Consider the following 20,049-nt stretch of genomic DNA (forward strand, 5'->3'; position numbering starts at 1 on the left):
GTGCCCCCGCTTCTCCCCGAGGTTCCCAGGGTAGCGGCTCCGAGATGCGAGGATGGCCCATGCGCGTGCTGATGTTGTCCTGGGAGTACCCGCCGGTCGTCGTCGGCGGTTTGGGCCGGCACGTGCACGCGCTGGCCGGGCACCTGGCGGCGCGGGGGCACGACGTGGTCGTGCTGTGCCGGCAGCCCTCGGGGACGGACGCGGTCACGCACCCCACGTCGGACACCCCGGTCGACGGCGTGCGGCTGATCCGGGTGGCCGAGGACCCGACGCACCTGGTGTTCGAGCGGGACCTGGTGGCGTGGACGCTGGCCATGGGCCACGCGATGACCCGGGCCGGGCTGGCGCTGCTGCGCGGCTGGCGGCCGGACGTCGTACACGCGCACGACTGGCTGGTCGCGCACCCCGCGATCGCGTTGGCGCAGGAGTGCGGCGCGCCGTTGGTGGCGACCGTGCACGCGACCGAGGCCGGGCGGCACAGCGGGTGGCTGTCGCAGACGTTGAACCAGCAGGTGCACTCGGTCGAGTGGTGGCTGGCGAACCGGGCGGACGCGCTGATCACGTGCTCGTCGGCGATGCGGACGGAGGTGGCGCACCTGTTCGACGTCGAGCCGTCGTCCGTCACGGTGCTGCACAACGGCATCGAGCCGCGCCGGTGGCGGGTCCGCGCGTCCGACGTGACCGCCGCGCGGGACGCGCACAGCCCGTCGGGCGCGCCGCTGCTGCTGTTCTTCGGGCGGTTGGAGTGGGAGAAGGGCGTGCAGGACCTGATCGCGGCCCTGCCCCGGATCCGCCGCGCCCACCCCGGCACGCGGCTGGTCGTGGCCGGCACGGGAACCCACCGGGAGTGGCTCGTGGACCAGGCGCGCAAGCACAAGGTGCGGCGGGCGGTGGACTTCGTCGGCCACCTGCCGGACCGGGCGCTCGCGGCGGCGCTGGCCGCGGCGGACGCGGTCGTGCTGCCGAGCAGGTACGAGCCGTTCGGCATCGTGGCGCTGGAAGCGGCGGCGGCCGGCACGCCGTTGGTCGCGTCCACCGCCGGCGGCCTGGGCGAGGTCGTCCTGGACGGCGTGACGGGCCTGTCGTTCGCACCCGGTGACGTCGAGGCCCTGGCCGGCGCGGTCCGGACCGTGCTGGACGACCGCCCGGCCGCCGCCCGCCGGGCCCGCGCCGCGAAGTCCCGCCTCGCCACGGACTTCGACTGGTCGAGGATCGCCGAGGACACCGCGGCGGTCTACCGCTCCACGACCGTCCGCGACCACCCGCCGCTGGGCCGCCCCAAGATCCCGACCGGCAACGTGTTCCTCTAGGCCATGCGCTCCAGCGCGGCGAGGGCCGAGGGCAGGTCGTCGACACTCCCCTCGACCTCGTGCGCGGAGAGGTAGTCCTTGACGAAGCCCAGGGTGCTGTTCTCCGGTGCGGGCCCCGCCAGGAACCTCCGGACCACTTCCCGGAAGTGCCGCGGATCGACCCTGCCCAGCACGGACTCGGAGGCTTCCCGCAACGTCACCAGGAGCGTCTGGTCGAACACCCAGTCCACCGCCGCCGCGCTGGTCAGGTAGTCGAAGAAGTCGACCGGGAAGTAGATCTGGCGGCCCCACCCGCCGCCGTCGAGCCGGCGGGCGACCGCGGCCACGGCCTCCAGCAGCGCGTCGAGCCTCTCCCGGCCGCCGTCGGCGCCCGACCGGGCCCGCCACAGCAGGGTCAGGTTGGCCGGGGCGTTGTGCCGGTTGCCGGTGATCCAGTCGCTCAGCCGGTCCGCCAGGTGGCCGAGCTCGTCCAGCAACCGCGGGTGCGCACAGACGACGGAGCACATCTCGGACGCCATGGTCGCGTCCGGCGCGTACCGCATGAGGTGCGCGACCACCCGGCCCACCAGGTCCCGGGGAAGCCGCCACGCCTCGCGGGACAACGCGTAGAGCAGGGCGCGACGCGCGCCGAAGTTCAGCGCCACCCCGTCCTCGAGCTCGGTGATGATCGCGCCGAACGCCGCGAGGTCGTAGGCGAGGACGCTGCGCGTGCCGGCCATCCCGGTGTTCATGGCGATCCACCGGGAGAGGCTTTCCAGCAGCTCCTGTTCGCGGGTGTCCGAGGTGATGTCGGCCTCGACGAAGAACTCCCCGGTGCGGGCCATGCCTTCGAGCACGGGATCGCCCAGGAGCCGGGCCTCGCGCACGTGGGCGTTGTCGGCGGACCCCTCGGCGACGACGAGCGCGTCCTGGCCCACCCAGCGCAGGGTGAGCGTCCGGCGCACGCTCTGCCAGCCTTCCGCGTCGAGCCCGGAGTGCCACAGGTGGACCGCGGACTGCCAGTCGCCCAGCCCCGGCGCCAGGTCTCCCAGCGGCACACCCGCGTCGCTCAGGGCGACCCGGAGGCTGACCAGGTTCGCCGAGTAGGCCGCCACCCGTGACACCAGCGTCGCCCCGGACGGGTCGTAGGTCGGGTGTCGGTCGTGCTTCACCCGCTGGTGCACCGAACGGATCAGCTGTTCCAGCACGTGCGCGACGCCGGTGCGGACATCCGGGTCGAGGGCGCGGAACAGGCCGGCCGCGAAGCCCAGGATCGGCCACCTCTTCGTGAACGCCTGGTGCGAGATGAGCGCGTAGAGCAGGGCGTCGTCCAAGAGGCCGAAGTCCTCGAACGGGCGTGACTCGCGCCGCTCCTCGTCCGCAACGATCGCGCGGAGCAGGGTCAGGGTCACCTCGGCGACCAGGTACTCGCCGAACGTGGCGTGCAGGAACTCGTAGGTCCGTCGGCCGGGCCTGCCGTCGCGCTCGTTCAGCTGCGCCGAGTGGATGAAGAAGAAGTCGCCGACGGTGTGGTCGGCGAGGGTGAGCGGGTCGTCGAAGCTGCTGCGCGGCACCGCTTCCGGCACCGGGGTGAACGGCGTGAGGTCGCGTTCCAGCTCCGCGTCCTCCACGTACTGGCGGCCCCGGTTGACCATGGCGAGCGCCGCGATGCCCAGCTGCCACTTGCTCTGCTTCACCCGCTTGGCGATCTGTGCCTCGGACGGCCGCACGCGCCCCTTGTCCCGGGCCTGCCGCAGCACGAACGAGTCGATCAGGCGCTCGTACAGCTCGGACGGGGAGAGGCTCTCGTCGTCCAGTCGCGGGTTGTCCGCGTCCGCCGCGTAGATGGCGAGCATCAGCAGGACCAACGGCTGCCTGGCCAGGTCGCCGTGGCGGAGCAGGTCGTCCGGGGCGAGCGGGCGGAAGCCGGGGGTCGCGGCGTTCGCCCGGTTCCACGAGCCCAGCCACTTGCCGATCCGGGTGTCGTCGAACTCCTCCAGCTTCACGATCGGCACGCCGTCGGGGATGCGCGCCCGATCCACGACCAGCGTCCTCGACGTGATGACGACCGCCACCGGCCGCCCCAGGTCGGCTTCGCGCTCCTGGAAATCGCGCACCTGCTTGACGTAGTTGGACCGCGTCACGCCGCTCGCCTGGACGAGTTCGTCGAACCCGTCCAGCAGCACGACGCGGATGCTGTCGCCGCACTCGTCGGCGAGCCTGCCCCAGTCGACCCTCTCGGCGAGCACATCGGTCAACGCGGTCTCGACCTGCGCCCGGACCGCGTCATCGGCGTCGACCTTGCGCAGCTGGACGGTGATCACGGTGTACCCCGAGGCGGGCAGCCGGGCCGCCAGGACTTCCACCAGCAGCGACTTGCCCGCACCCGGGTGACCCAGGACCAGCAGCGGCCGGTCGGTGCTCGTCGGGCCCGACAGGTGCGCCGCGAGGAACGCGTCGATGTCCTCCTCGACCGCCGTGTTCGACGCCCACCACTCCTCGGACGACGGCACGGCCTGCTCGTGGTGCACCGCGACGCGGAACCGGGGCGCGACGAAACCCCGTTCGACGGACGGGAACCGGGCGTTCGCGGGGTGGGTGTCCGGGTCGGTCCGGAGCAAGGGCTTGGACAGGGTGGCCAGCGCCGCCCTCTCCAGCTTCGCCCGGTACGAACGGTCCGGCTGGAGCCGCGGCGGCGTGGACAACGACAGCAGCCGGGCGAAGCGCTCCAGCGATTCCGTCTGGGCGGCCAGCGCTCCCGCCAGCCTCGCGTTGCCCGCCTCGACGGCGGCACGCGTCGCCGAGTGCTCGCCGATGAACGTCCACACCTCGAACTCCGGGATCGCCGACGCCAGCCCCAGGTAGTGGTGCACGTACTTCTCGCGGCTCTCCGCGGCGACCACCCGCAGCCGGCTCTCGACCAACCCGGCCGACAAGGCGGGCCACGCCGCCAGCCCGGCGAGGAAGTTCGCCAACGACGCCGCGGTCGACGAGAAGAACTGCGTGAGCGGGCCTTCGAGGTTCTGCTGGAAGCCGCGCGTGGCATCGGGCGAGGGGACGGCCAGGTGCGTCAACGCGGGCAAGGCGCCTGCCTCGTCCTTCCCGGCGGGCTCGACGCCGAGCACCCGGAACTTCTCGCGATCGGTGATGTCGAGCCGGTCGAACGCGGGACCGAGCAGGTCGCGGTAAGCGTCGAACACCGAGTTCACCGCGATCACGGTGTGCGCGGCGGACACGAGTTCCTGCCGGTGCACGCCCGACAAGCCGGTCATCCTGGCCGAGACCCCGTCGAGCACCTTCCGCAATGACGACATGGCCTCGTTCTTCGGGTCGATCAGGCCGAGGACGCCCGCGCCGCCGAACGCGCCGCCGGCCAGGATCGCGCCGCCCAACGCCCGGTCGAACTTCTCGAACCACGGCCGTTCGTACTTGCCCAGCACGCGAAGAGCTCCCGTGTACGTGAACAAGCCGGGTCGTGACACGGGCGCTCCACGGGGCAGGACAGCGGATGTCGGCCGATCCTCGCAGGAGATCGACTCCGCTGAGCCGCAGTTCTGCGGCCCGGGTCACGAAGGCGGTTCCGGCAGGGGCATCCGGCGGCCCGCGACGACGCGGCCGTCCACCGGGGTGGCGGCGCCGGTCAGGCACCCCGGGTCCACCGGCGCGGCGCGGGCGATGTCGTCCGGCGACGACTGCCCGTCGCCGCGGTCGACCTGGTCGTCAACGGTCCGCGACGGTGAGCACGAGCTTGCCGGTGGTCCGGTTGGCCTCGCCGACCTCGTGCGCCTTGACGACGTCCTCCAGCGGGAACGTCTCGGCGACGACCACCCTCAGCCCACCGCGTTCCACCAGGCCGGCCAGGTGCTCCAGCGCGGCGTGGTCCGGCACCGCCGACACGACCGCCGCGCGCACGCCCAGCGCGTCCGCCGCGACGCGCAGGTCGGGCAGCCGACTCGGGTCCACCAGGCCGACGTAGAGCCCGTCGGGCCGGAGCACGCCCATCGACCGCCGCTCGTAGTCCTCGCCGCCGACCAGGTCGATCACCACGTCGACGTCCCGCAGCTCGCCGAAGTCGCGCGCCGTGTAGTCCACCAGCTCGTCGGCGCCCAGCTCGCGCAGCAGGTCGTGCTTGCCCGCGCTCGCGGTGCCGATCACCCACGCCCCGAGCGACTTCGCGAGCTGCACGGCGACGTGCCCGACACCACCCGCGGCGGCGTGGATCAGCACCCGGTCACCCGGCTTGACGGCGGCGGCCTCGGTGAGGGCCTGCCACGCGGTCAGCGCCGACAGCGGCAGGGCCGCCGCGTGCACGTGGTCGACGTTGGCGGGCTTGCGGGCGAAGTGGCGCGAGGGCGCGGCGACGTACTCGGCGTACGCGCCGGCCGGGCGCGGCAGGTGTGGCATGCCGAACACCTCGTCGCCGACCCGGAGCCGGTTCTCCCCCGCCGGCACGGACACCACCACGCCCGAGACGTCCCAGCCCGGCACCCACGGCGCGGTGAACCAGAAGCCGTGCCGCCGCACCTTCCAGTCGAACGCGTTCAGGCCCGCCGCCCGCACCTCGACCAGGACCTCGTCCCGCGCCGGCGTCGGCCGCGCGACGTTGCGCACCTCCATCACCTCGGGGCCACCGAAGGCCTCGACCACCACCGCTCGCATCTCGTTCGTCATGGTCAAAGGATCATCTTTGGTGGTACCTCTTGTGAAGTAGGCACCTGAATGGTAATTAGGTACCTCGTGTATACCACTCCTGACCTGCGCACTCACGGCGGCGTGGACGCCTACCTCCGGGACTGCGCGTCACGCGCGGTGCTCGACCTGCTGACGAACAAGTGGGTGTGCCTCGTCATCGGCGCCCTGCGGCCCGGCACCCTGCGCTTCGGCGAGCTCCGGCGGCGGCTCGACGGCATCACCCAGAAGATGCTCACCCAGACCCTGCGGGACCTGGAACGGGCGGGGCTGGTGCACCGCGCCGTCTACCCGAGCGTGCCGCCGCGCGTCGAGTACCGCCTCACCCCGCTGGGCGACAACGTGGGCGGCCTGATGGACGCGATCAGGGTGTGGTCGGAGACCCACATCGACGACATCCGCGCCGCGCAGGAGGAGTACGACCGCAAGGCGGGCGAGGAGCTCCAGCCCGTCTAGGGACGGCCAGGACGGCGGTGGCGCGACCGGCTAGGAGCCGTTGCGGGATCGCTCCAGGGCTTCCTGCGCCTTGCGGGCCATGTCGGCGACGGCGGCGCGGCGCACGGCGTCGGCGTCGTAGTCCTCGCGGCGGTCCTTGACGACCCTCGCCGGGAGGCCCACGGCGATCTTGAAGTCCGGCACGTCGCCGCGCACCACCGCGTGCGCGCCGATCACGCAGCCGCGCCCGATCCGCGTGCCCCGGGTGACGGTGACCTTCGTGCCGAGCCAGCAGTCCGGCCCGATGCGCACCGGCGACTTCACGATGCCCTGGTCCTTGATCGGCAGCGTGATGTCGGCCGTGACGTGGTCGAAGTCGCAGATGTAGACCCAGTCGGCGATCAGCGTGGCCGCGCCGATCTCCACGTCCAGGTAGCAGTTCACCGTGTTGTCCTTGCCGAACACGGCCTTGTCGCCGATCCGCAGCGACCCCTCGTGGCAGCGGATGGCGTTGCCGTCGCCGATGTGCACCCAGCGGCCGATCTCCAACCGGCCGTAACCGGGGCGGCAGTGCAGCTCGACCTTCTTGCCCAGGAACACCATGCCGCGCAGCACCACGTGCGGGTTCGCGACCCGGAACTTCAGCAGCCGCCAGTACCGCACCAGGTACCAGGGCGTGTACGCGCGGTGCCGCAGGACCCAGCGCAGCGAGGACAGCGTGAGGAACCTGGCCTGCGCCGGGTCACGGCGCGACCGGCGCCACCTCGTCCACACCGGCGCACCCCACATGCTCGTCACGACCGGCACTCTAACCGGGCCGGTGGGCGCTGCTCCGCAGCCGGCGGGTGGTGCCACAGTGTGCACGTGACGACTCCGCTCATCATCGACACCGACCCCGGCGTGGACGACGCGTTCGCCCTCGCCCTCGCCGCCGCCAGCCCCGAGGTGGAGCTGATCGGGGTGACCACGGTCTTCGGCAACGTCTCGCTGGAGAACACCACGCGCAACGCCCTGCGGCTGCTGACGCTCCTGGGCCGCGACGACGTGCCGGTCGGGGTGGGCGCGTCCCGGCCACTGGTCCACCCCCACCCGCACCTGTCCAGCGCGCACGGCTCGGACGGCCTCTCCGGCTACGCCGACACGCTCCCGCCGCCCACCCGAGGCCCCGACGCGCGCGACGCCGTGACGCTCCTGCGCGACCTGCTCGACCAGGCCGACCGGCCCGTCACGATCGTCCCCATCGGCCCGCTCACCAACATCGCGCTGCTGCTCGCCGCCCACCCCGGCCTCAAGCCGAAGATCGGCAGGCTCGTCGTCATGGGCGGTGGCGTGCACGGCGGCAACGTCACCGCCACGGCCGAGTTCAACGTCTGGAGCGACCCCGAGGCCGCCCGCCGCGTGCTGGTCGAGGAGGACGTGCCCACCACGCTGGTGCCGATGGACCTGACCCGCCGGTGCGCCGTCGGCGCCGAGTGGCTGGACGCGCTGGCGAAGACGTCCCAGGTCGCCGCCACCCTCGTCGGCCTCACGCCCGACTACCTGGCCACCTACCGCAGGTTCCTCGGCTGGGACGGCATGGCCGTGCACGACGCGGTGGCGGTGGCCGAGGCGGTCCGGCCGGGCATCCTGAGCGGCTCGCCGTTCCCGGTGGACGTCGACTGCTCGTACGGCCCGAACCGGGGCGCGCTCGTGGTCGACCAGCGCCTGGAGGTCGAGGCGCCCAAGACCCTCGACATCGCGGTGGACGCCGACCTCGACGGCCTGCGCGCGTTCCTGTTCGAGAGGCTGGCGGATCTGGCGGGCTAGGTGCGCTCGGCGTGCGCGAGCAGGTAGACGGGACGGCGGCCGACGCGGGTCAGCGCCACGGTCGCCTCGCCCGACCCGGACAGCTTCAGCCTCGGCCGCAGCGCGTTCGGGTCCACGTCCAGCCCGCGCACCAGGATCTCCAGCCGGCCCACGTCGTGCGCCCGCAGCACGGACCGCAGCGCCTTCTCGCTGTAGTGACCGTGCTCGACCACCCGGAACGCCCGCACGCCCGGCGGCGGCGTGGGTCCGGTCAGGTAGGCGATCCGCTCGTCCAGCTGGGCCAGGCCGTGCCGGGCCGCGTAGTGCCGCACCAGCCCGGCCCGCACCACCGCGCCGTCCGGGTCGACCAGCCACTCGGCGGGCTCCCGCACCGGGCAGTCGTCGGGGTCGGCGGAGGTGATCGTCCACCCCGGGCCGTCCGACCGCAGCACGGTCGCCCGCCGCGACACGCCGGGCGTGGCCAGGCCCCGCGTCCACAGGCACGCCTCGCGCACCTGCCCGTCCAACGACACCAGCTCGACCTCGTCCGCCCACGGCGCGACCGCGAAGTCCACCCCCGGCGCGCACTTCACCGCCAGGTCGCGTCCCGCGTAGGCGTCCGCCAGCCCGTCCAACGGCGGCGCGAAGTCCGAGGGCCGCCACGTGCGCCGCCCGCTCGCGTCACGCCGGGCCGGGTCGGCGAGCACCGCCGTGCCGCGCGACACGGGCCGCACCGCGTCCGCCCGCACCAGCGGCACCCGGTCACCCAGGTTGTGCCGCGCCATGGCCAGCCGCACCGGGTCGAGGTCCGACCCGATCGAGCCCTCGGGCAACGCCGCCAGGTCCGCCCCGATCGAGCACGTGACGTCGTGCGCGGGGCCGCGGAACCGGCGCGCCCGGTGCACCGCGACCGGGTGGGCGGTGGCCTGCTGCAACGCGTCGGAGGTGAACAACCCGTCGGTGAAACCGACCTTCGCGACGGCCTTGCGGCGCAGCAGCAACGTCTCCAGCACCGCCGCGAAGTGCGTCGGCGAGACCTGCTTGGCCCGGCTCACGTCGGCCAGCCGCGACGCGGGCGTCAGCGGCAGGTCGGCCAGTGCCGACAACGCGGCGCGACCGGCGTCCGAACGCAGGTGCGCCACGTCGTCGAGGCTGAAGGCGTAGGCCACTAGACCGGCTTGCGACCCGTCACGGAGACGTTGTAGAACACCTCGCGCGGCAGCACCCTGGCCAGCACGTTCTCGTCCACCCAGGACAGCCGCTGCCAGGTCCGGTAGGCGAACATCGCCCACCCGAGGCCCAGCTTCCCGCGCGGCACGGCGGCCTCGAACGTGCGCACCGGCCAGCCGAACAACGCCGCCGACAGCTCCTCGGTCACCGCGTGCACGCCGACCGCGCCCGCGCCGCGAGCGGTCCGCTCCAGGTCCGACGGGTCGAACGTGTGCAGGTCGACCACCGCTTCCAGCGCCGCGGCCCGGGAGGACTCGTCCAGCTCCTCCTGCGGCCGGCGCCAGCCGTCCAGCGGCGCGAGCTTGGTCACGTTCGTGGTCAGCCACCACGTCAGCTGGCCGAGCTTGCGGGCGTAGAGGTTGCCGACGTTCGTCGGGTCGCCCGCGAACACGAACTTGCCGCCCGGCTTGAGCACGCGCAGCACCTCGCGCATCGCGGCGGGCACGTCCGGGATGTGGTGCAGCACGGCGTGCCCCACCACCAGGTCGAACGTGTCGTCGTCGTACGGGATGCGCTCGGCGTCGGCCACCCGGCCGTCGACCGGCAGCTCCAGCTGCTCCGCGTTGCGCAGGGCCACCTCGACCATGCCCGGCGACAGGTCGGTCACCGAGCCGCGCTTGACCACACCGCCCTGCATCAGGTTGAGCAGGAAGAACCCGGTGCCGCAGCCCAGCTCCAAGGCGTGCTCGTACGGCCCGGTGTCCCGCGCGACCGCGCGGAACCGGTCCTTGGCGTAGGTGATGCAGCGCTCGTCGTACGAGATCGACCACTTCTCGTCGTACGTGCCCGCTTCCCAGTCGTGGTAGAGCACGTTGGCGAGCTTGGGGTCCCGGTACGCCGCCTCGATCTCCTCGGCGGTGGCGTGCGGGTTGGGCTTGGGATCAACGGCCACTGAACTTCGCCTTCCCCGGGCCGTTCTCGATGAACGACGCCATGCCGGTCTTCTGGTCCTCGGTGGCGAACATCGCCGCGAACAGCTGGCTCTCCAGCTTCAGCCCGCTGCCGAGGTCGGTGTCCAGGCCGCCGTCGATCGCGGCCTTCGCGGCGGCGTACGCGCGCACCGGGCCGTTCACGAACTGCCCCGCCCACCGCCGCGCCGCCGCGTACACGTCGTCCGGCGCCACGACCTCGTCCACCATGCCGATCCGCAACGCCTCCTCGGCGCCCACGAACCGGCCGGTGTAGATCAGGTCCTTGGCGCGCGACGGGCCGATCAGCCGCGGCAGGCGCTGCGTGCCGCCCATGCCGGGGATGACGCCGAGCAGGATCTCCGGCTGGCCGACCTTGGCGTTGTCGCCCGCGATCCGCCGGTCCGCGCACAGCGCCAGCTCGAACCCGCCGCCCAGGGCGTACCCGGTGATGGCCGCGACGGTCGGCTTGGGGATCTCCTCCACCGAGCGCAACGCCGACGTGAACGCGCCCGCGCGGGCGGCCATCTCGGCGTAGGACAGCCCGGCCATCTCCTTGATGTCCGCACCGGCCGCGAACACCTTCGGACCGCCGTACACGATCACCGAGTAGACGTCGGCCCGGTCGGTCGCCTCCAGCGCGGCGGACCGGATCTCCTCCTGGAGCTGCCGGTTGAGCGCGTTCATCGGCGGGCGGTCCAGCCGGATGGTGCCGATCCCGTCCTCGACTTCGAGCCTCACGAACTCAGCCACGCGGTCCTCCTCGACCTCCGTCGGTGCGCCTCGCAGGTTACCCCTCGGTAGTTTTCCGGCGGGCGAAGTACCTGTCACCCGACCGCTGGAGCTCCAACGGCTGGTCGAACGTCTTGGACAGGTTCTCCTCGGTCAGCACGTCGGCCAGCAGGCCCTGCGCCACGATGCCGCCGTCACGCAGCAGCAGCGCGTGCGTGAAGCCGGGCGGGATCTCCTCCACGTGGTGCGTGACCAGCACGGTCGCCGGCGCGTCCGGGTCCATCGCCAGCTCGGACAGCCGGGCGACCAGGTCCTCGCGGCCACCCAGGTCCAGGCCCGCCGCCGGCTCGTCCAGCAGCAGCATCTCCGGGTCGGTCATCAACGCGCGCGAGATCAGCGTGCGCTTGCGCTCGCCCTCGGACAGGGTGCCGTAGGTGCGGTCGGCCAGGTGCTCGATGCCCATCGTGGCCAGCAGCTCCCGGGCGCGGCCCGTGTCGAGCTTGTCGTACTCCTCCCGCCACCGGCCCAGCACCGCGTACCCGGCGCTGACCACCAGGTCGACCACCTTCTCGTCGGGCGGGATCCGCCCGTTCAGCGCCGACGAGGACAGCCCGATGCGCGGTCGCAGCTCGGCCACGTCGGTCCGGCCGATCCGCTCGCCGAGCAGGTGCACCTTGCCCTTGGTCGGGTGCAGCTCCGCGCCGGCCAGCCTCAGCAGCGTCGTCTTGCCCGCCCCGTTCGGACCGAGCACGACCCAGCGCTCGTCCAGCTCCACGCTCCAGTCGACGTCCCCGACCAGCGTGGTCTTGCCACGTCGAACCGAAACACCCTGCATGTGGATGACCAGATCTTCGTTTTCCACGCCTGCCCTCGCCCCGTCGATGCACCGCCACCGCCATTGTTCTGCACCACCTCCCGCGCGGGGTCCGGTGGGGGGAGGTATGGACGCGGTCGGTGAACCTCAGCGCTCTCATGCCCACACGGGGCGTGTGTGCTGGAAAGATCGGTGGCATGGCTGCCGACTCGATCCTGCTCGCGGGCCGACCGTTCCCCCTCGGGGCGCATCCCGAGGCCGGAGGTGTGCGCTTCGCGGTCTCGGCTCCGCCCGCGCACGCCGTGGAAGTGTGCCTGATCAGCGAAGACGGCACCGAAGAGCGGGTCGAGCTGACCGAGCGCACGTTCGGCGTCTGGCACGGGTTGATCTCCGGCGTCACCCCCGGCCAGCGCTACGGCTACCGCGTGCACGGACCGTACGACCCGGCACGCGGCCTGCGGTGCAACCCGGCGAAGCTGTTGGTCGACCCCTATGCGACGCGGATCACGGGGACCTTGTCCGACCTCGACGCGGCGCTGGGCTACGTGGACGACCCGATGCTGGGCGGGCCGTCGCCGGTCGACTCGCTGGGCAGCGTGCCGCTGTCCGTGGTCACCTCGCCCGGCGGGCCGGACACGGGCACGAAGCCCGAGGTGCCGTTCGAGGAGGCGGTGTTCTACGAGCTGCACGTGCGCGGGTTCACCAAGCGGCACCCGGCCGTGCCCGAGCACCAGCGCGGCACCTACCTGGGGCTCGCGCACCCGGCCGTGCTGGAGCACCTGACGCGGCTCGGCGTGACGTCGGTGGAGCTGCTGCCCGTGCACGCGTTCGTCGACGAGCCGTCGTTGATCCGCGAGGGCAGGCACAACTACTGGGGGTACTCCCCGCTGAGCTACTTCGCGCCGCACCCCGCCTACGCCAGCGAGCCGGGCCGGGAGGTCGAGGAGTTCCGCACGATGGTCGCCGCGCTGCACGCCGCGGAGATCGAGGTGATCATCGACGTGGTGTTCAACCACACGTGCGAGGGCGGTCCGGAGGGTCCGACGCTGTCCTACCGCGGCTTCGACGCGCCCGGCTACTACCTGCACATCGACGGCGGCGGCACGCTCGACATCACCGGCTGCGGCAACACCACCGAGGCCGGGTCGCCGCAGTTCGTGCGGCTGGTGACGGACTCGCTGCGGTACTGGGCCACCGAGCTGGGGGTCGACGGGTTCCGGTTCGACCTCGCGTCCACGCTGGGCAGGCCGGGCGGCGGGCGGTTCGACCGGGCGTCGGCGATGCTCACCGCGATCACCTCGGACCCGGTGCTGTCGCGGTGCAAGCTGATCGCCGAGCCGTGGGACGCCACCGGCGACGGCTACCGGGTCGGCGACTTCGGCGTGCAGTGGGCCGAGTGGAACGGCCGGTACCGAGACACCGTGCGCGACTTCTGGCGCGGCATGACGAGCGTGCGGGACCTGGCGTACCGGCTGTCGGGCTCGTCCGACCTGTACGCCGACGACCTGCGGCGACCGTGGCAGTCGATCAACTTCGTCACCGCGCACGACGGGTTCACGCTGCGCGACCTCGTGTCGTACAACGACAAGCACAACCTGGCCAACGGCGAGGACAACCGCGACGGCACCAACGACAACCGGTCGTGGAACTGCGGCGTCGAGGGCGGGACGGACGACGCGGAGGTGCTCGCGCTGCGGGCCAGGCAGGCGCGCAACCTGCTCGCCACGCTGATGCTGTCCACCGGCACGCCGATGCTCACCGCCGGTGACGAGCAGTGGCGCACGCAGGGCGGCAACAACAACGCGTACTGCCTGGACGACGAGACCTCGTGGGTGGACTGGGAGCTCGGCGGCGAGGGCGAGGCGATGCTGGCGTTCGCCCGGCGGGTGATCGCCGTGCGGCGCGCGTCGCCCGCGTTGCGGCAGCCGCAGTTCTTCGACGGCCGGACCACGTCGTCCGGCGCGCCCGACCTGGTGTGGTTCCGGCCGGACGGCGAGGAGATGGCCGAGACCGACTGGTTCGACGAGGGCCGCCGGTTCCTCGGCATGTGGATCGACGGGTCGAACAGCCTGTCGCGCTCGCGGGACGGCGAGCTGGTGTCGGACGACTCGTGGCTGCTGCTCCTGCACGCGGGCGCGGACCCGGTCGAGGTCACCCTGCCGGGGCCCGAGTACGGCGGGCGCTACCAGCCGATGATCGACTCCACCACCCCGGACGGCTCGCCCGTGCTCGGGGAGAGCCTGGCGGCCGGCGCGACCGTCGTGCTGGAGGGCCGTTCCCTGGTGCTGCTGCGGGTGCCGAACTGAGGTGTGTCGGTGACCGACTGCCTCCGCCACCGACGCAATCCTGCCTGGTGAGAGCCGTGCGCGCGGTGCGCGGATCCGTGACACGATTCCGGCGTGGCCCGTCCGTTGCTGACCTGGTGCGACCGCACGATCGACCTCCTGCTGGTGGCGTCGTGCGGGTGTAGCGGGACGCGACGCGGCCGGTCACGCCCCACGGGTTGACGCCGCGTCGCGTCTTGATCGCTACCCCGCCCGACCCGTAGCCATCAGGAGCGACCCATCGTGACCGCGACGATCGCGCGCGCCGAACTGCACCCGAAGCTGGACGTGCGGTTCCTGCGCGACATCATCCACCCGGAACGCGACCTGTGGACGCCGCGCGAGCTGCGCGACCTGACGTCCACCGTCGCCGCCGAACTGACCACGCCGTTGCTGGACATCCTGCGGTTCGACCCCGATCGGCGCTGGTGGGCGCGTCTCGGGCTGACCGAGGGCGTCGAGCTGTGGCTGCTGAGCTGGCTGCCCGGTCAGGGCACCGAGCCGCACGACCACGGCGGCGCGGCGGGCTCGTTCACCGTGCTGACCGGTGAGCTGGCGGAGGACTACCGCTACCCCGGTGGGCCGATCCGCAGCGCCGCGCGACCCGTGGGCAGCGCGCTGGGCTTCGGCGCGGGGCGTGCGCACCGGGTGCTGAACCAGGGAGTCGTCGGCGCGGCGAGCGTGCACGCCTACTCGCCGCCGCTGGTGCCGACCCGGGAGTACCCGAGCCTCGCCGACATACCGCAGGAGATCCCGCCGTTGCCCGCCCTGCGGCTGCCGTTGGAGCAGCTGCGCGTTCTGGCCGACCAGGAGGGCCCGTGAGTGCCGAGGAGTTGCTGGAGGAGGCGCGGCGGTCGTTGACCCGCGTGTCGCCGGAGGAGCTGGCCGCGTTGTCGGACGTGCTGGTGGTGGACATCCGACCGCACCACAACCGGGCGGCGGAGGGTGAGATCCCCGGCTCGATCCCGGTGGAGCGGATCGTGCTGGAGTGGCGGCTGGACCCGCACGGCGAGCACCGCATCCCCGGCTTCACCGCCGACACCACCGTGGTCGTGCTGTGCAACGAGGGCTACGCCTCCAGCCTCGCCGCCCGCGACCTGCAACGCGTGGGCCTGCCGCGCGCGACGGACCTGGTGGGCGGCTTCCGCGGCTACGCCTCCGCCGGCCTCCCCGTCCGCCCGGGCGCCACCCAAGCCGTCACCTGACCGTCCTGAGCGTTCAACTCGGGTGTCCTGAACGTAGGACACGCTTGTTCTGGACGTAGGACACGCGCGTTGTGGACGTAGGACTCTCGCGTTGTGAACGTAGGACTCTCGCGTTCGGGAACCGGGAGGTCGGCGGTAGCGTCTCCAGGTTCGTGTGGAAAGCGCTGACCGGGTTGGCCCTGGTCGTCCTCGTGCTCTGGCGGCCGGGTGTCGCGACGTTCGGCGGGGCCGCGGTCGGGGCCTGGGCCGTCAACGCGGCGGTGCAGCTCGGCCTGCTGGCCGGCGCACGGCTGTGGCACGTGCGGGTGCCGCTGGTCGAGATCGGCGTCGGCGGCGAGGTCCGCACGTGGACGAAGCCCCACCTGCGGGTGGTCTGGCGGACGATCCCGCTGCTGATGTCGGTCGGCCTCACGTCGATCGAGGCGCCGGTCCGCCGTCGGCTGTCGCTGACCGGCCTCACGTCGGTGGTGGTGGGCGCGGCGGTCGTGGCGGTGGCCTGGCTCGGCGCGCTCGTCTGGTCGGACGCGGACCAGCCGTTCCTGCGGGGTTTCGCGGTCGCGGGCACGGCCGTGCTGCTCAACGCCCTGTGGCCGCGGCGCGGCGCGGGCACCACCTCACCCGGCTGGTTCCTGTTCACCCTGCCCCGGACGTCCGGCCGCACGGCGGCGGAGTTCGAGGCGACGCCCCTGGTCAACCAGGTGACCGACGCGCTGGAGGCCGGCGACCTCGACCGGGCCGAGGCGCTCGCCGACGAACTGGTCGAGCGCCACCCCACGCTGCTCGTCGCGATCGGCGCGCGGTCCTCCGTGCTGACCCTGCGCGGCCGGTACGGCGAGGCGCTGCACCTGGTCAGCGGCCTGGTCGGGCGCACCGACCTGGAGCCGCGCGACATGGCGTTCGTGCTCGCCGCGATGGCCGGCTCCACGGCGAACGCGGTCGAGGGCGGCCAACTGCCCGCCGAGGTCGGCGTGCCGGCGGCGAGGCGCGCGGCGGACGGCGCGATGAAGTTCGGCTACCCGCGCCACCGCTGCACGGGCACGCTGGCGCAACTCGCCCTCATCGAGCACGACCACGCCACCGCGCTCGTCCTCGCCACGCAGGCCAAGGCCACCAGCGAGAGCGGTCTGGCCCGCGCCGACGCCCTCGCCACGATCGCCCGCGCGCAGATGGCCGCCGGTGACAACGCGTCCGCCCGCGCGAGCCTGGTCGAGGCGCGACAGCTCGCCGGCTGGCTGCCCCGGGTCGCGGACACCACCGCCCGGCTCGACATCTCCTAGGGAACCCGGAGGGCTAGGCGGGGTCCGGCATGGTGGGCATACCGCCCTCCGGCACGGGCAGGCCGCAGTTCTTCAAGGCCTCGTTCACGACCTTCAACCACGTCTGCGCCTCGGCGCGCAGCTTCCCCGGGTCCGGCGGCACGGCGCCGGGCACGAGCTTGCTCAACACGCTGAACGCGCCGGCGAACATCGCCAGGTCCTGCGACAGGCACAGCTCCGGCCCGCGGAACCGGTCCTGCGCGAGCGCGGTCGCCGGCGGTGTCGGCAGGCACTTCGCCGCCGTCATCGCCACCAGCAGCCGCAGCACGTCGCCCAGCGGCACGGCGGCCTTGTCGGGCGCCGGCGGGGTCGCGGCCAGCGGCTCGACCACCTTCTTGAGCGTGTCCGCGAGCTGCGTCACCAGTCCCGCGCACGCGGCGGGGGGTTCCGCCGACCGCCGTGGCGCCGACGCGGCCGGGATGACGGCCACGGCGAGCACGACGGCGAGCACCGTGCCGATCGTCGCGAATTTCCTCACGCCGGAAGCGTAAGCAGGAACGCACGGCCACCCGCTGGTGAAACCGACGAGTTCACCCGACCGAAGAAACCCGTCCCACCAGCGTGGACGAACCGCGGCTCAGGTGACCGCCGGTCACGCCGACGGCCACCTGAACGAGCGGTGTCACCCGGCCAGCACGACCCGACCGAGTTCGGCCGGTGACGCGAGCAGGTCGTGCCTCGGCAGCACGCGCACCGTGTAGCCGACGGCGCCCGCGTGCGGCAACGGCACCTCGGCCTCGTAGTTGCCGTTGCCCGCGTAGTCCATGCCGTGCGTGACCACGTCGTACAGCTCGTCGGAGTCGCCGACCCGGCCCAGCGCCACCTGGACGTGCACCTCGGACGGTTCCAGCCCGGCCAGCTCGATCCGGGCCCGCACGCCGACCGGCGAGCCGAGGTTCGGCGTCACCGACCCGTTCAGCGACACCTCCGACTCCAGCACCCGCACCCGCGTCCACGACGACCGCAGCCGCTGCCGGTACGCGGCCAGCTCCTTCGCGCCCCGGAAGCCCTCGCCGACCACCGAGGCGGCCGACGACGCGGCGGGCGCGTACAGGTTCTCCACGTACTCGCGCACCATCCGCGACGCCTGCACCGCCGGGCCGAGCGAGGCGAGCGTGTGCCGCACCATGGCCAGCCACCGCGTCGGCACGCCGTCCTCGCCGCGGTCGTAGAACAGCGGCGCGACCTGGCTGCCCAGCAGGTCGTACAGCGCGGCGGCCTCCAGGTCGTCACGCCGGGTCGGGTCGGTGATGCCGTCGGCGGTCGGGATGGCCCAGCCGTTGCTGCCGTCGTACAGCTCGTCCCACCAGCCGTCGCGGATCGACAGGTTCAGCCCGCCGTTCAACGCCGACTTCATGCCGGACGTGCCGCACGCCTCCAGCGGGCGCATCGGGTTGTTCAGCCACACGTCGCAGCCCCAGTACAGGTACCGGGCCATGGACATGTCGTAGTCGGGCAGGAACACGATCCGGTGCCGCACGCCCGCGTCGTCGGCGAACCGCACGATCTGCTGGATCAGCGCCTTGCCACCGTCGTCGGCGGGGTGCGACTTGCCCGCGACGACCAGCTGCACCGGCCGTTCGGGGTGCAGCAGCATCGCGCGCAGCCGCTCCGGGTCGCGCAGCATCAGCGTCAACCGCTTGTAGGTCGGCACGCGGCGGGCGAAGCCGACGGTCAGCACGTCCGGGTCGAACACCGAGTCGGTCCAGCCGAGCTCCAACGCCGACGCGCCGCGTTGCAGCCACGACGCGCGCGTGCGGCGGCGGATCTCGCCGACGAGCTTGCCGCGCAGGTCGTTGCGCAGCTCCCACAGCCGCTGGTCGGTGACCGGCTCGAACCCGTGCGGGCCGACGCCGGACTCCTCGGTGTCGCCGACCAGCCTGCTCATCTCGGTCGCCGCCCACGTCGGGCCGTGCACGCCGTTGGTGACCGAGCCGATCGGCACCTCCGAGGCGTCGAAGCCCGGCCACAGGCCGCGGAACATGTCGCGGCTGACGGTGCCGTGCAGCTTGGAGACGCCGTTCGCGCGCTGCGCGAGCCGCAGGCCCATGTGCGCCATGTTGAACAGGCCCGGGTTGTCCTCCGCGCCGAGGGCGAGGAGCCGCTGGGTGTTCACCCCCGGCAGCAGGGTCTCGGCGCCGAAGTAGTGCTGCACCAGGTCGACGGGGAACCGGTCGATGCCCGCCGGCACCGGCGTGTGCGTGGTGAACACCGTGCCGGCGCGCACCGCCGCCAGCGCCTGGTCGAAGTCGAGGCCCTCGGTCGTGACCAGCTCGCGGATGCGCTCCAGGCCGAGGAAGCCCGCGTGGCCCTCGTTGGTGTGGAACACCTCGGGCGACGGGTGGCCGGTCAGGTCGCAGTACGTGCGCACGGCGCGGACGCCGCCGACGCCGGCCAGGATCTCCTGCCGGATGCGGTGGTCCTGGTCGCCGCCGTAGAGGCGGTCGGTGACGCCGCGCAGGTCGTCGTCGTTCTCCTCCACGTCGGAGTCGAGGAGCAGCAGCGGGATGCGGCCGACCTGCGCCTTCCACACCTTGGCGCGCAGCACCCGGTCGCCGGGCATGGCGACGTGCACCAGGATCGGCGCGCCGGACGGCTCGGTGAGCAGTTCCAGCGGCAGGCCGCGCGGGTCGAGCACGGGGTAGTGCTCGATCTGCCAGCCGTCCAGGGACAGCGCCTGGCGGAAGTAGCCCGACCGGTAGAGCAGGCCGACCGCGATCAGCGGCACGCCCAGGTCGGAGGCCGCCTTGAGGTGGTCGCCCGCCAGCACGCCGAGGCCGCCGGAGTAGTTCGGCAGGGCCTCGGTGACGCCGAACTCCATCGAGAAGTAGGCGATCGCGGACGGCAGGGGGTGCAGGTCGTGGTTGCCGTGCTCGCGGCGCTGCCCGATCTCGTCCTGGCGGCGCTGGAACCAGCGCGGCCCGGTGGTGTAGCGGTGCAGGTCGTCGGCCAGGGCACGGGCGTGGGCGAGGAACTGCTCGTCACGGGACAGCGCTTCCAGGCGCTCGGGGGCGACCACGGACAACAGCCGCAACGGATCCCCGCTCTCGGCCCACAGCTCGGGGTCGACCGACGCGAACAGGTCCTGGGTGGGCGGGTGCCACGTCCAGCGCAGGTTCGTGGCGAGGGTGCCCAGGGCCGCCAGCGGCTCGGGCAGACTGGCTCGGACGGTGAACCGGCGAAGTGCTCGCATGGCGTCGGACCTTATCCCCCATCCAGCGGTGCGGGACACCGGTCACCCGAACCGATGCAGGGACCGATCCAGCCCCACCTGGGGAAACGCCGGTCTGCAAGTTATTTCGCGCGGTGCGCGCAAACGTCA

At 72.8% G+C, this 20,049-nt stretch carries 16 protein-coding genes; 7 read left to right on the forward strand and 9 right to left on the reverse strand.

From position 1 onward, the window contains the following. Window positions 1–59: 59 nt before the first annotated feature. Window positions 60–1,310, forward strand: a complete 1,251-nt coding sequence (locus ACQPYE_RS34635; protein WP_498717306.1) for a glycosyltransferase family 4 protein — start codon at window positions 60–62, stop codon at window positions 1,308–1,310. On the opposite strand, the gene ACQPYE_RS34640 is transcribed toward ACQPYE_RS34635, so the two are convergent. Together ACQPYE_RS34640 and ACQPYE_RS34645 are read right to left on the reverse strand one after the other, a co-directional pair. Continuing rightward, window positions 1,307–4,771 carry an NACHT domain-containing protein gene (locus ACQPYE_RS34640; protein ID WP_498717307.1) on the reverse strand — a complete coding sequence of 1,155 codons (3,465 nt, stop codon included), beginning with the start codon at window positions 4,769–4,771 and terminating at the stop codon, window positions 1,307–1,309. The two genes, ACQPYE_RS34635 and ACQPYE_RS34640, sit on opposite strands and share 4 nt — an antisense overlap. A gap of 238 nt (window positions 4,772–5,009) precedes the next feature. After that, window positions 5,010–5,960 (reverse strand): NADP-dependent oxidoreductase, encoded by a 951-nt coding sequence (locus ACQPYE_RS34645; protein WP_498717308.1) that lies wholly within the window; start codon window positions 5,958–5,960, stop codon window positions 5,010–5,012. A 66-nt stretch (window positions 5,961–6,026) separates the two neighbouring features. On the opposite strand from ACQPYE_RS34645, the gene ACQPYE_RS34650 reads away from it, so the two are divergent. Continuing rightward, on the forward strand, window positions 6,027–6,434 hold the full coding sequence (locus ACQPYE_RS34650) for a winged helix-turn-helix transcriptional regulator (protein ID WP_498717309.1): 408 nt from the start codon (window positions 6,027–6,029) through the stop codon (window positions 6,432–6,434). A 30-nt stretch (window positions 6,435–6,464) separates the two neighbouring features. Here ACQPYE_RS34650 and ACQPYE_RS34655 read toward each other — a convergent pair whose 3' ends face one another. Continuing rightward, window positions 6,465–7,211 carry an acyltransferase gene (locus tag ACQPYE_RS34655; protein WP_498717310.1) on the reverse strand — a complete coding sequence of 249 codons (747 nt, stop codon included), beginning with the start codon at window positions 7,209–7,211 and terminating at the stop codon, window positions 6,465–6,467. Between the two features lie 66 nt (window positions 7,212–7,277). Here ACQPYE_RS34655 and ACQPYE_RS34660 point away from each other — a divergent pair, with 66 nt between their 5' ends. Beyond that, window positions 7,278–8,219 carry a nucleoside hydrolase gene (locus ACQPYE_RS34660; protein ID WP_498717311.1) on the forward strand — a complete coding sequence of 314 codons (942 nt, stop codon included), beginning with the start codon at window positions 7,278–7,280 and terminating at the stop codon, window positions 8,217–8,219. Here the strand turns inward: ACQPYE_RS34660 and ACQPYE_RS34665 are convergent. From ACQPYE_RS34665 to ACQPYE_RS34680, 4 genes are read right to left on the reverse strand one after another with little or no spacing between them, the layout of a single operon-like run. Beyond that, window positions 8,216–9,367, reverse strand: a complete 1,152-nt coding sequence (locus ACQPYE_RS34665; RefSeq protein ID WP_498717312.1) for a THUMP-like domain-containing protein — start codon at window positions 9,365–9,367, stop codon at window positions 8,216–8,218. The two genes, ACQPYE_RS34660 and ACQPYE_RS34665, sit on opposite strands and share 4 nt — an antisense overlap. Next, complete coding sequence (locus tag ACQPYE_RS34670) at window positions 9,367–10,320, reverse strand: class I SAM-dependent methyltransferase (RefSeq protein WP_498717313.1); 954 nt, start codon at window positions 10,318–10,320, stop codon at window positions 9,367–9,369. The genes ACQPYE_RS34665 and ACQPYE_RS34670 overlap by 1 nt, the downstream gene beginning before the upstream one ends. Then, window positions 10,310–11,089: an enoyl-CoA hydratase/isomerase family protein gene (locus ACQPYE_RS34675; protein ID WP_498717314.1), complete on the reverse strand. Its 780-nt coding sequence runs from the start codon at window positions 11,087–11,089 to the stop codon at window positions 10,310–10,312. The genes ACQPYE_RS34670 and ACQPYE_RS34675 overlap by 11 nt, the downstream gene beginning before the upstream one ends. A gap of 37 nt (window positions 11,090–11,126) precedes the next feature. Beyond that, window positions 11,127–11,903, reverse strand: coding sequence for an ABC transporter ATP-binding protein (locus ACQPYE_RS34680; RefSeq protein ID WP_498723043.1), 777 nt, complete (start codon window positions 11,901–11,903; stop codon window positions 11,127–11,129). 176 nt (window positions 11,904–12,079) lie between these two features. Here ACQPYE_RS34680 and glgX point away from each other — a divergent pair, with 176 nt between their 5' ends. From glgX to ACQPYE_RS34700, 4 genes are all read left to right on the forward strand, one after another. Further along, window positions 12,080–14,188 carry a glycogen debranching protein GlgX gene (gene glgX, locus ACQPYE_RS34685; RefSeq protein WP_498717315.1) on the forward strand — a complete coding sequence of 703 codons (2,109 nt, stop codon included), beginning with the start codon at window positions 12,080–12,082 and terminating at the stop codon, window positions 14,186–14,188. Between the two features lie 261 nt (window positions 14,189–14,449). After that, on the forward strand, window positions 14,450–15,028 hold the full coding sequence (locus ACQPYE_RS34690) for a cysteine dioxygenase (protein WP_498717316.1): 579 nt from the start codon (window positions 14,450–14,452) through the stop codon (window positions 15,026–15,028). Continuing rightward, window positions 15,025–15,411, forward strand: a complete 387-nt coding sequence (locus ACQPYE_RS34695; RefSeq protein WP_498717317.1) for a rhodanese-like domain-containing protein — start codon at window positions 15,025–15,027, stop codon at window positions 15,409–15,411. The genes ACQPYE_RS34690 and ACQPYE_RS34695 overlap by 4 nt, the downstream gene beginning before the upstream one ends. A gap of 152 nt (window positions 15,412–15,563) precedes the next feature. Further along, a complete protein-coding gene (locus ACQPYE_RS34700; RefSeq protein WP_498717318.1) occupies window positions 15,564–16,688 on the forward strand; it encodes a hypothetical protein in 1,125 nt (374 codons plus the stop codon). A 13-nt stretch (window positions 16,689–16,701) separates the two neighbouring features. Here ACQPYE_RS34700 and ACQPYE_RS34705 read toward each other — a convergent pair whose 3' ends face one another. Both ACQPYE_RS34705 and glgP read right to left on the reverse strand, forming a co-directional pair. Continuing rightward, on the reverse strand, window positions 16,702–17,205 hold the full coding sequence (locus ACQPYE_RS34705) for a hypothetical protein (protein ID WP_498717319.1): 504 nt from the start codon (window positions 17,203–17,205) through the stop codon (window positions 16,702–16,704). 144 nt (window positions 17,206–17,349) lie between these two features. After that, window positions 17,350–19,920: an alpha-glucan family phosphorylase gene (glgP, locus tag ACQPYE_RS34710; RefSeq protein WP_498717320.1), complete on the reverse strand. Its 2,571-nt coding sequence runs from the start codon at window positions 19,918–19,920 to the stop codon at window positions 17,350–17,352. Window positions 19,921–20,049 lie beyond the last annotated feature (129 nt).

Source organism: Actinosynnema sp. CA-299493 (assembly GCF_050946825.1).
In the GTDB taxonomy this organism is placed as follows: Bacteria; Actinomycetota; Actinomycetes; order Mycobacteriales; family Pseudonocardiaceae; genus Actinosynnema.